At 42.7% G+C, this 14785-nt stretch carries 13 protein-coding genes; 4 read left to right on the top strand and 9 right to left on the bottom strand.

Annotated features, from left to right (window positions below; translation table 11 throughout):
- Positions 1-68: 68 nt before the first annotated feature.
- From ACTD55_RS01780 to ACTD55_RS01760, 5 genes are all read right to left on the bottom strand, one after another.
- Positions 69-1388: a type II toxin-antitoxin system HipA family toxin gene (locus tag ACTD55_RS01780; protein WP_438862584.1), complete on the bottom strand. Its 1320-nt coding sequence runs from the start codon at positions 1386-1388 to the stop codon at positions 69-71.
- Positions 1382-1711 (bottom strand): helix-turn-helix transcriptional regulator, encoded by a 330-nt coding sequence (locus ACTD55_RS01775; RefSeq protein WP_438862583.1) that lies wholly within the window; start codon positions 1709-1711, stop codon positions 1382-1384. The genes ACTD55_RS01780 and ACTD55_RS01775 overlap by 7 nt, the downstream gene beginning before the upstream one ends.
- 168 nt (positions 1712-1879) lie before the next feature.
- Complete coding sequence (locus tag ACTD55_RS01770; protein WP_438862582.1) at positions 1880-2902, bottom strand: mechanosensitive ion channel domain-containing protein; 1023 nt, start codon at positions 2900-2902, stop codon at positions 1880-1882.
- Positions 2903-3006: 104 nt separating this feature from the next.
- Complete coding sequence (gene asnB / locus ACTD55_RS01765; RefSeq protein WP_438862581.1) at positions 3007-4677, bottom strand: asparagine synthase B; 1671 nt, start codon at positions 4675-4677, stop codon at positions 3007-3009.
- A gap of 254 nt (positions 4678-4931) precedes the next feature.
- Positions 4932-6596, bottom strand: a complete 1665-nt coding sequence (locus ACTD55_RS01760; RefSeq protein ID WP_438862580.1) for a M28 family metallopeptidase — start codon at positions 6594-6596, stop codon at positions 4932-4934.
- A gap of 66 nt (positions 6597-6662) precedes the next feature.
- Between ACTD55_RS01760 and ACTD55_RS01755 the strand changes: the two genes are divergently transcribed.
- On the top strand, positions 6663-7418 hold the full coding sequence (locus ACTD55_RS01755) for a DUF3025 domain-containing protein (protein ID WP_438862579.1): 756 nt from the start codon (positions 6663-6665) through the stop codon (positions 7416-7418).
- On the opposite strand, the gene ACTD55_RS01750 is transcribed toward ACTD55_RS01755, so the two are convergent.
- Positions 7397-8284, bottom strand: a complete 888-nt coding sequence (locus ACTD55_RS01750) for a substrate-binding periplasmic protein (RefSeq protein ID WP_438862578.1) — start codon at positions 8282-8284, stop codon at positions 7397-7399. The two genes, ACTD55_RS01755 and ACTD55_RS01750, sit on opposite strands and share 22 nt — an antisense overlap.
- 30 nt (positions 8285-8314) lie before the next feature.
- On the bottom strand, positions 8315-9019 hold the full coding sequence (locus ACTD55_RS01745; RefSeq protein ID WP_438862577.1) for a Yip1 family protein: 705 nt from the start codon (positions 9017-9019) through the stop codon (positions 8315-8317).
- A gap of 199 nt (positions 9020-9218) precedes the next feature.
- Here ACTD55_RS01745 and ACTD55_RS01740 point away from each other — a divergent pair, with 199 nt between their 5' ends.
- The 3 genes from ACTD55_RS01740 to ACTD55_RS01730 all read left to right on the top strand — a co-directional run bounded on the left by ACTD55_RS01740 (position 9219) and on the right by ACTD55_RS01730 (position 12473).
- Complete coding sequence (locus tag ACTD55_RS01740; protein WP_438862576.1) at positions 9219-10322, top strand: sulfotransferase family 2 domain-containing protein; 1104 nt, start codon at positions 9219-9221, stop codon at positions 10320-10322.
- 172 nt (positions 10323-10494) lie between these two features.
- Entirely contained in the window at positions 10495-11265 is a 771-nt protein-coding gene (locus ACTD55_RS01735; RefSeq protein WP_438862575.1) for an ABC transporter ATP-binding protein, read from the top strand.
- 11 nt (positions 11266-11276) lie between these two features.
- Entirely contained in the window at positions 11277-12473 is a 1197-nt protein-coding gene (locus ACTD55_RS01730) for an ABC transporter permease (RefSeq protein WP_438862574.1), read from the top strand.
- 39 nt (positions 12474-12512) lie between these two features.
- Here the strand turns inward: ACTD55_RS01730 and ACTD55_RS01725 are convergent, their stop codons facing one another.
- A complete protein-coding gene (locus ACTD55_RS01725) occupies positions 12513-12950 on the bottom strand; it encodes a septation protein IspZ (protein ID WP_438862573.1) in 438 nt (145 codons plus the stop codon).
- 93 nt (positions 12951-13043) lie between these two features.
- Positions 13044-14714 (bottom strand): LysM peptidoglycan-binding domain-containing protein, encoded by a 1671-nt coding sequence (locus ACTD55_RS01720; RefSeq protein WP_438862572.1) that lies wholly within the window; start codon positions 14712-14714, stop codon positions 13044-13046.
- Positions 14715-14785: the final 71 nt, after the last annotated feature.

Raw genomic sequence — 14785 nt, 5'->3', positions numbered from 1 at the left:
TTAGCCGTGTTTTTTCTTTACGAACGCGGTACCTGTTGAGTGAAGACTGTTTGTATTGCGCTAATACTTTACAGCGCCAAGCGCAGATTGTGATGTATTTCTTTTATCAGTGAATCCGGTACCTCATGTTGTTTAGCCAGTGTTGGCCAGTGGCTGAGGTGTTCAATCGTTGAATCAATAATCTGGTTAATTTTAGCTTTGGAAAAAATCGGGCTGAGTTTTTCAAAATGATAAAAATCCTCACGGTTAAAATTATCTCTTTTACCGTTGAGGGTCATCCAGTGGCTATTGACCCATTTACTGCCGGGTTTGTAACTGTAAGCCAAGTCATAGGCGGGGGATAGTTGCCATTGATGCTGGTTATCCAGCAAAAACGCAAAGTTTTTGGCATGATCGTCATGGTTACGTGCCACGACATTAAATACCATACGTTTAAATAGTTGCTCAGCGTCTTTGGCTGATAGCTTTAACTGGCGGGCAATACCGAATAGTTCCGCATAGGAAAAGATTCCGGGTTGTTTATAGCTGACATGTGCTAAACCGTTAAGAGTCTGAATATGGACTTTTTTATTCCCGATCCGATCAAATCGTTGGGTGATAAAATGACGTCTGCTGCCTTCTTCAATTAAATGGCAGGGCATCATCTGGATACCACATTGGTTTGCCATCAGTGAATAGACATATTCCATACTGCCAAACCCCATGGGATCGCCAAAGGTTTCCTGCCCTTGATGATGTTCACTTACGCCATCAAATTTCATTAGATAGTGTTTAAAACCCTCGGGAATAGTGGTTTGCCCGGAACGCACCTGACTAAAATCATGGTTAAACGCCAGTACTGCTTTAGGCCTGGCACCACCCGCGCTCATACCCACCGATAACAGTTCCATCATGGCTTGCTTGTCTTCCGAGCCTTGGTTGGTTAATGAAACCTGAAATTGCTGTCGTTCATTCAGAATTTCCTGGGCTATCGCCACCAGCGATTCAATTTCAATCTGTTGTGAAGCATTTAAATTTTTAATTTGAGTTGCCGGGGTATATTCCAGCGCGCCCATCCCCCGTTTACCGGTATATTGGAGCCTTTGCAGCGGTGATATTTGATCGGGGGATTTACCTTGGCGAGCGACCCAGGCATTTAACACCGCATTGCCAAAATCATCCGGCAGTGAGTCGGCAATCAAGCCGGGTAAACCCTTAAAAGCGGCGTAGTCAATTTCGGGAAAAGTATAAATTCGTTTGCTTAAGGGCATTTTTAGCGGAGAAAGCTGGATCCCACTTTTAATAAAGTCAGCGGTGTACTGAAAAGCAGCATAGCCACTTTGTTTATCAAAACTGACCGCCCCAACACGTTGATTGGCGTAACTGACATTTACGACTTCCATTACCATTGTGAAGTCTCCTCAGGATCGCTCGATTTGGTTCCCGATGCACGTTGGCGTTGCTTGCCTTGTAATTTAGCTAACTGGATAGGCGAAATGTTTTGTTGAGGAATAAAGTGATTTAACTGACTGGCTAAATCCAGTACCAACATAATGGCAATTAAGGTTTCGAGTTGCGCTTTGCCTTTTTCCGCTGCCATTACCATTTTTCTGGAAATTCCGGCTTGTTCGGCAACGTCAGCTTGAGTTAAATCGGCATTGAGCCGTGCCTGTTTCAGTCGGCTACCTAATTGTTCAGCAATGGCTGAAGGTGACTTTTCTTCTATTTTCATAATGCTCCCAAAAAGGAACTTAATTGTAATTAATTTAATTAAAGTTACTTATTGTGGATATTATAGTTAAAATACAATTTATTTCAATGTTGTATAATGTTACTTAAATGGTACTTTGTTGGTATTGAGAGGTCTTAAAGTTCTGTTTGGGTAACTTTATATTTATCATTATTCCTCTAGGGGCTGTTTAATCTGTTTGAGTTGCTCTTCTAAATTGAGTATTTGTTGTTCAATAGCCGTTTTGTCGGCTTTGTCTGCTGTAGAGAGTCGTTGTTTTAATTCATCCAGTTGAATGACTAATTCACTCTTCTGTTTTTCTTGCTGTTCTGCCTGTTCAGCTTTATCAAATACAATATCTTCAGCCACGGTTTGTGCTGATGTTTTTTGGCGTTTAGGTGATGGGGCTATTTTCCGCTCCACATCCGGACCGGCATGCTGGCTGACAAAGGTGGGAGACATAATTTCAATATCATTGTTATGCAGACAATCCAGTACATGACAATAAAGATTGGAGCGGGTGGTAAGTACGTTTTTGACATCTAACAATAAACCACTGATTTTGTAAGTGACTGAAAAGTTGCCCAGTTCGGTAATATGTACAAAAGGATCTTCCAAACCAACCTGTTCAGCTGCTTGTTTTAGCAGTTTTTCAATTTTACTGTGATGTATATCGTAACCTAGTGATAATGACACCGAGATAATGGTGCCTGAACTACGGATAACGGTAATTGCGTTGTGAATTAACAAGCTATTGGGAATGGCAATTAGCTCGCGGTTTTCGGTTTGTATTTCACAATCAAACAAGCCGCGCTCGGTAACCCTGCCAAAATGTTGCTGAACTCGAATAAAATCACCAGTACGAAAGGGCTGGGTAAAGCGCATCATCGCGCCAGCCATTAAATTGCTAAAAATAGTGGTGGAAGAAAACGCCAGTAAGCCGGATAACACTAAGCCAATTAAACTCAGTATTTGTGTTTCGGTGCCTTCACTAATAGGCAAGGTGACAACCACCGCGACAATCGCCATTAGGGTCAGTAACAGCATCAATAACTGGCGGGTGAACACATTCTCATTGCCGGGGTTTTTAAAGCGGGTAAACAGCAACCAGTTAGCCAGAGAAATCAGTAAAGCAAAAATGACCAGAGTGGCAATGACAGGTAACCAGTTTTCAATCAGCTGTTCCACAGACATAAGCAGTATCCGGATGCGGTTTGGATACCCATTCTACAAACAAAAAAAGGGAAATATCACTATTTCCCTTTTTAATTTGCTGTGATTAACACACCATTTATGACTTAGTTGGCGTTCTCGTGAACATCTTTCATGGCTCGACCCGACGGATCGGCATTACTTTTAAAGCTGGCATCCCATTCCAATGCTTCGACCGTACTACAAGCAATGGATTTTCCACCGGGTACACATTGAGCGGCACTTTCCTGAGGGAAGTAGCTTTCAAAAATGGTGCGGAAGAAATAGCCTTCTTTAGTATCCGGCGTGTTAATTGGGAAACGGAAAGATGCGTTGGCCAATTGTTGATCGGACACTTCGCGATTGACGTGATCGCGGATTGAATCAATCCAGCTGTAGCCTACGCCATCACTAAATTGTTCTTTTTGACGCCATAATACTTCAGCAGGCAGGTATTCACCGTTATCAAAGGCTTTACGTAATACCCATTTCTCCATTTTGCCGTCAATACACATTTTGTCTTGCGGATTAAGACGCATGGCCACATCCATAAACTTCTTATCCAGGAAGGGCACACGGGCTTCCACACCCCAAGCAGCAGTCGCTTTATTGGCACGAGCACAATCAAACATATGCAAGCGCTCCAGTTTACGCACGGTTTCTTCATGTAGCTCTTTGGCATTGGGCGCTTTGTGGAAATACAAATAACCACCAAAAATTTCATCGGCACCTTCGCCAGACAACACCATTTTAATTCCCATTGCCTTAATTTTACGGCTCATTAGGTACATCGGTGTGGCGGCACGAATCGTCGTGACATCATAGGTTTCCAGGAAGTAAATTACGTCACGGATGGCATCCAGACCTTCCTGAATAGTGAAATGCACTTCATGGTGTACGGTACCAATCATATCGGCTACTTTTTTAGCGGCAACCAGGTCGGGCGCGCCTTCAAGGCCAACCGAGAAGGAATGCAAACGCGGCCACCACGCATCAGACTGGCCTTCATCTTCAATACGTTTGGCCACATATTTGGCCGCAACGGCTGAAACCAGAGACGAATCCAAGCCACCAGACAATAATACTGCATAAGGCACATCTGACATCAGGTGTGAACGAACCGAATCTTCAAAAGCGGCTTTCAAATCTTCCAGACTAGTTTGGTTATCTTTAACATTTTCGTAGTCCATCCAGTCTCGCTGATAATATTTTTTCAGCTCACCGGTTTTGCTCCATAGATAATGTCCTGGCGGGAATTCCTGTACGGTTTTACAAATAGGCACCAAGGCTTTCATTTCTGAGGCAACATAGAAGTTACCGTGTTCATCATAGCCGGTATATAGTGGGATGATACCCACATGATCACGGGCAACCAAGTAGGCGTCTTGCTCGGCATCATACAAAATGAACGCAAACATGCCCTGTAAACTATCGATAAATTCAATACCTTGCTCTTGGTACAAAGGCAAGATCACTTCGCAATCTGATTCTGTTTTAAAATCATAGGGTTGAGTCAAATTAGCACGTAATGCCTTGTGATTATAAATTTCACCATTAACGGCCAGAATATGAGTGTCATTATTATTGGTCAGAGGTTGGGCGCCATTATTAACATCAACAATGGCCAGTCTTTCATGAGCCAAAATTGCATTATTATTATTCCAGATACCTGACCAGTCAGGGCCACGATGGCGTAATGTCTTGGAAAGTTCTAATGCTTGCGTCCTTAATTCTGCTACATCAGATTTGATGTCCAGAATACCAAAAATACCACACATATACGGGGTTCTCTCTCAACAGTTGTTAATTAATCTTTTTGTCCGGCTATTGTCTGATTTTTATCATCAGTGCAAAAAATTCATTCACCGGAATGTGTCGACATCTTGTTATTTTTATTGATTTGATGTCATACAGGAGGGCTTATTCTCATTGCCCCCTGAATTTGCCAGTACGGCAGAAAAATGCAAGGAAAAAGGTGGAATATTTTGCTATTTCATATAAAAAGCCCGCCATTTAGGCGGGCATTGCTGAATTATTGCGCAGGTCGCTGGAATTCACTACTTTTTGACCATTGTGGCCAGTCTGTGGAGTTGGCAATATCATAGCCGACTTCAAACAATAACTGGGTGTCTTGTTGCACTCCTGAAAAGTCCCATTTCTCGCGGAATTCATCACATACCTGATGATAGCAACCCGTGGTAATTAAGCTGGTACGTTTACGATACTGTGCCGTTGCTTCATCAATCGGTTCACTGCCTCCTTCGGCATACAGCGCTGGAACGCCTTTTTTAGCAAAGCTGAAATGATCCGAACGATAATAGTAACCGGCTTGAGGCTTATCTTCTTCTACCAGATAGCGACCCTGACGTTTAGCGGCTTTTTCAAGGTAATCTTCTAACTCGGATTTACCTTTACCCACAACGGTGACGTCTTTGGTTTTACCTAAAATGTTCATGGCGTCCATATTAATATTGGCAACGGTTTTAGCCAGCGGAATAATGGGGTGATCGGCGTAGTATTTTGAGCCTAACAATCCTTGTTCTTCGGCCGTAACCACTAAAAAGCTAACTGACCGAGCCGGAGGAGTATCCAGACTGGCAAAGGCTTTTGCCATGGTTAGTGCGGCGGCGGTGCCGGACGCATTATCTTGTGCGCCATTATAAATTTGATCACCTTTTAGGCTTGGATCTTTGCCCAAATGATCCCAGTGGGCGGTATAGATAATATGCTCATCCGGTGCGCTGCTACCGGGAAGGGTAGCAATCACATTGTAGCTGTCAGATTTTTTCAAGGTACTTTTGATTGTCGCCGAGGCTTTAATATTTAAAGCTTGCGAGTAAGGGCCTTGCATCGCTTTGGCTTTTTCTTCTTCAAAATTAAAACCGGCATGGCGGAATAGATTTTGTGCGACTTCATGGGCGATCCAGCCTTCGGCAGCGACTCTATCCATATTGCCATTTTGTTTGACCAGACCATATTGTGGGCCACTCCAGCTATTGGCGACAACGGACCAACCGTACGAGGCTGGCTCGGTTTCATGCACGATAATCGCGGCTTCGGCACCTTGACGACTGGCTTCTTCATATTTGTAGGTCCAGCGGCCATAGTAAGTCATTGTTTTACCTTGAAACTTGCCGCTGTCGGGATTTTCGAAACCAGGATCATTGACCAAAATAATCACTGTTTTACCTTTTACATCCAGACCGGCATAGTCGTTCCAGTCATATTCCGGCGCGTTAATACCATAACCAACGAATACCACATCAGAATCTTTTAATTCGACTAGTTCCTGCTCTCTGGAAGTACTGAGCATCATGTTTTCGCCATAGGGCAGGGTTTCATCACCAATATTCAGTGTTATATCCGGATCAGCGGTGATTTCGAGTAATTCAACTGGTTGTAGAAAGCTGTCACCATTACCGGGTTGTAAACCGAGTTTTTTGAATTCGCTGGTGAGGTAATCCAGAGTTTTCTTTTCACCGGGACTAGTGGGTGAACGGCCTTCGAATTCGTCGGAGGAGATTACTTTGGTGTACTGGCGCAAGTCTTCACTGCTAATGCTTTGGTAAGCTTGTTCAAAACCCTGGGGTTGGGCGGCTTGGTGAGGTGTGCCTGATTGTGGTGTATCACAACCCGATAACGCAATAGCCGGCAGAATGACGGCAATTGGTGCGACAAGATTTAGATATTTTTTCATTATTATACTCTTCTCGGTTAGGAAATTATGACAGTATAGGGAAAAGCGTATCGCAACTCTAATTCTATGCAGTGGTTTTCTCATATTTGGTCGTTATCGCCGTTTAATCAATTGGCTCACTTGGGGTTTGAACAGTTTAAGAACTGGCCTGACTGTGAGGACTTAAATCGTTTAGCCCCATTATCCAAACGCTTTGTGGCCCAAGATGAATTGAACGATGAGACTGACTATTACGAACAAATTATTTTTAAGCAGCACCTTATTCCAACTCGACTGGCTAATTGGCATGACCTGTTCAATGCGGCTATTTGGCTGAATTTCCCTTTGAGCAAAGCGGAGTTAAACCACCAGCATATCGAAGATATTAATCAATATGGTCTACATCCGCGCACACCCAGACGTAATCGTATTACTCATTTCGACGAGTGTGGCGTGGTGCTGGTTTACCGTGATGAACTGATACCGCAATTATTGCGTGAACACCAATGGCACAAGGCGTTTGTGCAACATCGTGACCAATGGGGGAGCAAGGTCGATGCGCTGATATTTGGTCATGCAAACTATGAGATGTTGCTACAACCTTATATTGGCCTTACCGGCAAGTTTTTAGCTTTACCAGTGCAGGACGAATTTTGGCACGCCTGTCCAACGCAAAAATACCGGTTAGTAGACCAAGCATTATTGGATTATTTACGCACTAATCCATTAGCGGATAAAGGGCGCTTGTCACCGTTGCCTTTACTGGGGATACCGGGATGGTGGGCCGAAAATGAGCGGTCAGAATTTTATCAGAACAAAAATTATTTTATGCCCAAACGATAGTTAGGATAATCGCTGACATTGAGTACCTTGGAAGCAAACTCTTCCAAGCGTTTTATTGCTTGCTCACTATACACACCGGTGTAGAGTTTACGCATCGTACCATCACGATAGCTGGTTTCCAGCGCCTGTTGCCAGCGTTGAATGCGATGGTCGTCCACATCTTTGGAAAATGCGATATAGAGCTTAATCTCGGTCAGCAAGATAGCCGGGAAAAGTTGCGTCTCACCGAGTATCGATCTGGCTTGTAATCGTTGCATAGTATTTTCATTAAACGGGGCTAAATCGACCCGTTGTTGAACAACCATGCGGGCACAGCGATCTTCATTGACGGTTAGCACTAAATTTTTGTCTGCAACAAATCCCATTTCCTGCAGCATACTGGCATACACCGAACCTCGATTAGCACAGACATTGTAGCGTTTGGCCAGTTGCTGCATGGTTAAACCCGGTTCTACTTTGTCGGAACGGGCATATAGTGATATTTGATAATGCTTAAGCGGACCAACCCATTTAAATTGTGTTTCGCGGTCTTCATTGCGAATAGTCTCAAACAGCGCGACATTGTTTTCACTTTTGGCTATCTCCAGGGCTCGTGCCCATGGCAGTAGTAGCATTTTGCCATCTTCCTTCATCTGCACCATCAAATGCCGGATTAATTCAACGGTTGCGCCGGCTAATTGACCAGATTCATTTAAATATTCTCCCGGAGGACTATGCTCGGTAAGAATTAATAGCGGCGGCCAGTCATTTGCCGTGACGGAGTGATTGGTATCGTCCTGCCGTGCAGAATTGATATCGCTAGCCATGCAGCCGAAGCTGATGCCAACGCAAAGAACAAGGCTGGTGATCCCTTGCGATAAATTCATATAGGCAGTCGTTTAACTATAAGTGATTGTTTATATGAGTTTAATAATAGCCCAGATACCCCAAATAATCAGACTCGGGGCAACCGCAATCATCCAGCATTGTTTATTGCTTAATTTAGTCCACTGACTGACTCCAACTGCAGTGAGATACATCGCCCAGAATGTTTCCAAACGAATATTGCTGGCAAGATTATACCAGTCCGATTTTAAGCTAAGACCTAACAAATAAGACAAATTAGTCGGTGCCAGATTTTCCAGTGGCAACTGGTGATTATCCGCTAGCACGATAATTAACAAACTTATCAGCCCGGTAAGGACTATTGGCATTGATGTCCACCAGATAAATCCATACCAGTCGGTAAAACCATGGATATTTTCTTCATCCATTTTGGTCATGATATTGAGGTATAGGGCGATGATGGCGTTAATAACAATTAATCCAAAAGCAATGCCCAATAGACTAAATGCTTGTATTTGTGGTTTATGCAGCTGATCGCCAAAAGCAGCTTGTTCGGCAGGGCTTTTATCACCCATTTGCAGTTGCACCAGCATGTCTTTGTACCACGCAAAATCAACAACGTTGAAATACAAATAAATCGGCAGCGTCGCCATCAGGATGACCAGAAAAAAGGGGATCCATGACCAGTTATGTTGGTGGACTAACGTTGCAAAAACACGATTAGGTTTAAAAAATATATCACTACAAGCCTGTAATGGATTACTTATTGGTTGCATATCATTCCCTTAAATATTTTGTTACGACATCATGCTATTTGCTTCGTGTCATAATGTTGCAATAACGTCTTGAATACTATGTAATAATTTACACTATGGCCAGATTAATCAATTCAGGCTTAACAATCAAAAGGGAAATTGTGGGCTGTCTGTAATTACGACTGAATAACACCCTATTACTACTCATAGAGACATTTTTATGGATCAGCAGCAACAACCAATATTTATTCACATTCCTAAAACTGGTGGCACAAGCATCAATTGTGTTATGAAAGGTACTGAGTGGCAAACGCCGTTAGATCATTATTATCGTCATCTAGATTTTGAAACAAAAACATCAACTTGTGGCGATATTTTTGATGGAGAAAATATTGAAAAATATAAACATGAATTTATCTTTATGATGCTAAGGCATCCAGTAGATAGGCTTATTTCTGAATACTATTATATTCGAAAAAACATAGATTTTATGGGGTTTCTCACTAGCCAACCGAAAGATTTTTCTGAGTATATTGATAATCCACAAACAGCTAATTACATGCTGAAGTTTTTAGATGGTCAACGTATTTATTCACAAGAGAATATGCCCGAGCAGCGCGCTGAAGAAATTATCGCTTTAATTGATCAACTCGATATTCATGTTGGAATATTTGAAGAATTTGACCGCTCACTCAGTTATTTCAGCGATATTGGTGGGTTTACTTGGCCTGAAACGATGGAAGTAAAACGCGCAACTATTAACCGTCCTAAAGTAAGTCAAATATCTTCCCAATTATATGAAAAAATCATTACAACCAATCATTTAGATATCCAGCTTTATCAGCACTGTAAAAACAAACTCATTGCTCGAACGCAAAAATTAGCCATTAATAAAATAAAATATCAAGGTGGACGAGTAGACTTTATTATTCCATACACTATGTGGAATTGTGTTTTAGATATTGAGCTAAATAATCGCACATTTATTGAAGAAAACATGACCTTTTTTATGACCTTAAATACTTATCTTCATAAAACAACAGGTTCAGGTCAAGAATACGCTAAAAACTGGATGAAACTGTTTAAGAAATCAGTTGCTATCTATTTTAAAGGAACCAAATTTGCCAAACAGATTAAACAAGTTAAAAAGAATTCTCCGGTAGATGAGATTATTGCAGTTGCGCGTATTATTGATGGAGCGACGCTAAAACCGTCTATGGGCTTAGCAATAGGGCAACCTAAAATTAAGCTGGCGTTGACTTCGGTAATGGCACAAGCCTTACAACAAGGTGATGTGATCAAAAAAGGGGTGAACAACTGGTGAACGCTTTCGATTATGCGATTAACTACATTTTATTCCCTTAAATGTTTTGTTACCAAACTATACCAATGCCCAGTTTGGTATTGTTGCAATAACGTCTTGAATACTATGTAATAATTTACACTATGGCCAGATTAATCAATTCGGGCTTAACAATCAAAAGGGAAATAGGGAAATGATTGAAATTCATCAGCTGGCAAAGAAATTTGCGGTGGAAAATCCAAAAAAGCTAAGTGAGCAAGAGCGCAAGGATCCCCGCTTGAAAGGTCGGTTTTTTCATTCAGTTCAAGATGTTAGTTTTAATTGTCAAAATGGCCAGGTGTTAGCACTATTAGGTCCGAATGGCGCAGGTAAAACGACCACCTTACGTATTTTGTCTACTGCGCTGAAGGCCGATTCCGGTTCCGTTAGTATCGATGGCGATGATGTACTTAAAAATCCTTTAATTGCCCGCCAGAAAATAGGCTTTCTATCCGGGACGACCGGTTTATACGGTCGTTTAACCGGTCGTGAAAATATTACCTATTTTGGTCAGTTACATGGGTTAGATGCGGCGACTATTGCTCATCGTATTGAAGAATTAGCCCAGTTGCTGGATATGCAGAGTTTTCTGGATCGCCGTAGCGAAACCTTTTCCAGTGGGATGAAACAAAAAACCGCTATTGCCAGAGCCGTGATCCACCAACCGGCGTTAGTCATCTTGGATGAACCAACTACCGGACTAGACATTATGGCCACCCAAACCGTACTGGAATTTATAAAACGCTTAAAAGCGCAAGGAACCCCGGTGATTTTCTCAACCCATCATCTGGATGAAGTGAATGAGTTATGTGATCGAGTTACGGTGATTAATCAAGGAAGCAGTTGCTTTGATGGCACCATAGAGCAGTTTCGGCAGTTATCCAGTGACGGGCTTCACCAGTCATTTATGCAAACATTGGGATAAGGAGCAATCAGATGTGGCAAGTATTTAGTAAAGAGTTAAAAGAATTACTGCGTGATAAGAAAACCCTGTTTTTTATGATCGCATTACCCGTACTGTTATTCCCGATGATATTTGGTGGCGTGGCATTTATTTCTGGCCAAGCGATTAAAGATGCTCAAAATAAAGTATTGAAATACGGTTTAATTGGCGCTGAATATGCTCCGCAATTAAGCAGTGCATTGCGTGACGCGACCGACAAATTTGAATGGGTCGCGGTGGATCCCCAGCAAGATTTTAAACAGCTAATCAAAGATAATGTTGTCGATTTTGTATTGGTGGTGCCCGAAAGTTTTAGCGGTGATTTATTTAGCACCGGCCAGCAAAAACTCGAACTGCATTTGAATGATGCCTCATTAAATATGGTGTATAACCGCGTAAATGATCAGGTAGAAAAACTCTCCAAACAACGCCAGCAAAGTGCATTTGCACAGTTAGGTGTCAACCCTGAGCAACAAACAGCCTTACTTGAGCCTATATTGCTGGAAAAAAATAATATCGCAGACAAGCGTGAAGATTGGGGAGAAAAAATTGGCGGGATTGTGCCTTATTTAGTGTTTATTCTGTGTTTTCAGGGTGCCATGTATCCTGCTTCGGATTTAGGAGCAGGAGAGAAAGAGCGCGGTACATTAGAAACCTTGCTGATTTCTCCCATTGACCGTTACAAAATTGTGTTGGGTAAGTTTTTCACTATTGCGTTTGCTGGTGCGACGTCGGCTTTAATTACGGTTGCCAGTATGGCTATTTGGGGCATTATTCTCAGCCAAGGCATGGCAATTGAATTTGTTGTTCAGTTTATGTCGGCGATTAGCATACTCGATTTTATTTTGATGTTTTTGATGCTGATCCCGGTGGTATCAATATTTGCCTCGGTATTACTCTGTTTGTCTATTTATGCACGTAGCTTTAAGGAAGCACAGAGCTATATGGGCGCATTAATTATCTTTATTATTATGCCCATTGTGCTAGCCATGTTACCCGGCGTAACTTTAAGCGGTGGTTGGGCTTGGGTACCGCTGACCAATGTGGCACTTGCCATGAAGGAATTAATTAAAGGCACCATGGATTACTTTGCACTGATTGCCATCTTTGGTTCTACCGCATTAATTGCCGGTGCCTTGATTGGCTTTTGTGTGTATTGGTTTAATCAAGAGAAGGTGTTGTTTAGATAATTTTGCTACGAGCGACGAGTTACGAGTGCCGAGCAAATTTTATGTTCGGCGAGATTCGACAGAGATTTTAGTATGTTTTGTCACCCGCCACGCTGCGTATAAAGGATATAAGATAAGGCAGGCGGGTTGAACAAATAGTTTGTACTGTGCCCAGACTGGTTGACTGAAAGCGTTAGCCACCAGAACACCTAACAACGCTAATCCAAGCAAAAACATTATAATTACGCTGTTAAATCTGGCCCAAACCTGTGGACTTAAGGACGATTTGCCGCCCCAAAAAAAGTAATGTATGCCTTTATTTTGCACTAGCGTAAAGGCCGCAAAAATAAGGGCAATAACGGCCCAAAACACGGTCGGTTTCAGGTTTGAGTCAAGAGGGTATAGCCATACAAGTTGCTCATCTAACGATCCTAATAGCAACACGGTGAGTGATATTGAAATCAGATACCGCCAATAGATGCCCCACACGTTGATCATTTCCTTGATTAAATTTAACTGTTACTAAGGTTGTAAAAATGCCGCTGAAATAGCGGCATTGGTATCGTTATTTATCAGCTGCTAGGTCGTCAGTTAAGTTCTGGTCACATCCACAAAAATTTTCAGTTTCTGACCCGGTTGCAGGTATTTTTTAATATTTAGCTGATTCCAGCGGCTAATATCCGATACCAGTACTTTAAATTTTTGTGCGATACGTGCCAACGAATCACCGTTACGTACCGTATAGGTTAAACTGCGCATTACTGAGTTTTTGGTTTGCTGGCTACTGACCTTATTTAACCAAATGACCAAATCCTGTCCTGGATGCAAAGGATCCGTTGGCGCCATTCCGTTCCATTTTGCCAAACTGCGCAGATTCACTTTGTATTTGCGGCTAAGATCCCAGAAGGTATCGCCGGATACAACCTCATGGGTGATTTTGCTCAGTCCGTGTGAACGGGACTGGGTGGTTTCCAAGCGTTGTTCTTGCGACAGGGAATAAAAATCCAGTGATTTTAACGCCACCGGGATGACCAGATGATCTCCAGCCACAATCATATTACCTTTAATTTCATTCACTTTACGGATGATGTCGACCGTGGTGTGATATTTATTTGCCAGTTTTAACAGGCTATCACCACTTCTAACTTTATGCCGTATCCAGTTTAACCTTTGTTTATCTGAGGTTTCAGCTAACGCGGCAGTAAAGGTATCGACATTTTCAATCGGCAAGAGTAACTGATGTGGGCCGTCCGGATCAGTGGCCCAACGATTGTAACCGGGATTTAAGGCATGTAATTCCTGCACGGTTAAATTCGCCATTTCAGCGGCCAGGGCTAAATCAATTTGTGAACCCACATCAACCACCTGAGTCACAGGATGATTGGCAATTGGGTACCAGCTATCGTTGTCTTCGGAGTGATTACGCATAATATCGGCCAATGCCAATAATTTAGGCACATAGGCACGCGTTTCTCTGGGCAGATCCAGTGACCAAAAATCCGTAGACTTACCTTGCTTCTTATTGGCTTTTATTGCTCGCGAAACCCGCCCTTCGCCACTGTTGTAGGCGGCCAATGCATGTAACCAGTTGCCGTCGAACATTTCGTTCAAATAAGTAAGGTAATCGAGTGCACCTTTGGTCGCGGCAATCACATCACGGCGTCCGTCGTACCACCAACCCTGTTTTAATCCAAAACGTTTACCGGTAGCGGGCACAAATTGCCACATACCGGCCGCCCGTCCATGTGAATAGGCAAAGGGATCAAATGCACTCTCTACGATGGGTAAAAATACCAGCTCTAATGGCATATTGCGCTTTTCAATTTCTTCTACAATCAAGTACAAAAACGGAGACGCTCGTTTGGTGACACGCTGCATATATTCTGGATGAGCACGGTACCATTTGCGTTGGCTGGCGATACGTTTGTTATTGGGAATCGCGAAATGCAGCTGGTTGCGCACTCGTTGCCATACATCGGTAATTTCCGGCTCTTCAGCGCTGGCTTCTATAGCGGGGTTATTGGTTTCCAGTTCTACCTCTACTTCATCAATAGGGTGGTTTACCGGAATGGTGCCCTCATGGGCTTGCTCACAGTCATCGTTATCCAGATTTTCGGTATCGCCTTTTTGGCATTGCTCAACAATCTGGGTGGCAATTAAATGCTCTTCTGTTTGCTGTTGTTCAGTGATATCGGAGAGAAAGGATGTGGAAGCACAGCCATTGAGAAAGATGAACACAGAGAGATAGGTAATTCTTTTCATGATATTGCAGTGTATTCCTTAGTTATAAGACCGCTGTTTTTATTGGAACTGTCTTGTCGTCGCAAACCGCG

It is taken from the genome of Neptunicella sp. (assembly GCF_048268085.1).
In the GTDB taxonomy this organism is placed as follows: domain Bacteria; phylum Pseudomonadota; class Gammaproteobacteria; order Enterobacterales; family Alteromonadaceae; genus Neptunicella.
The sequence above is the reverse complement of the archived record's forward strand: the minus strand, read 5'-3'. Positions and strand labels throughout refer to the sequence as shown.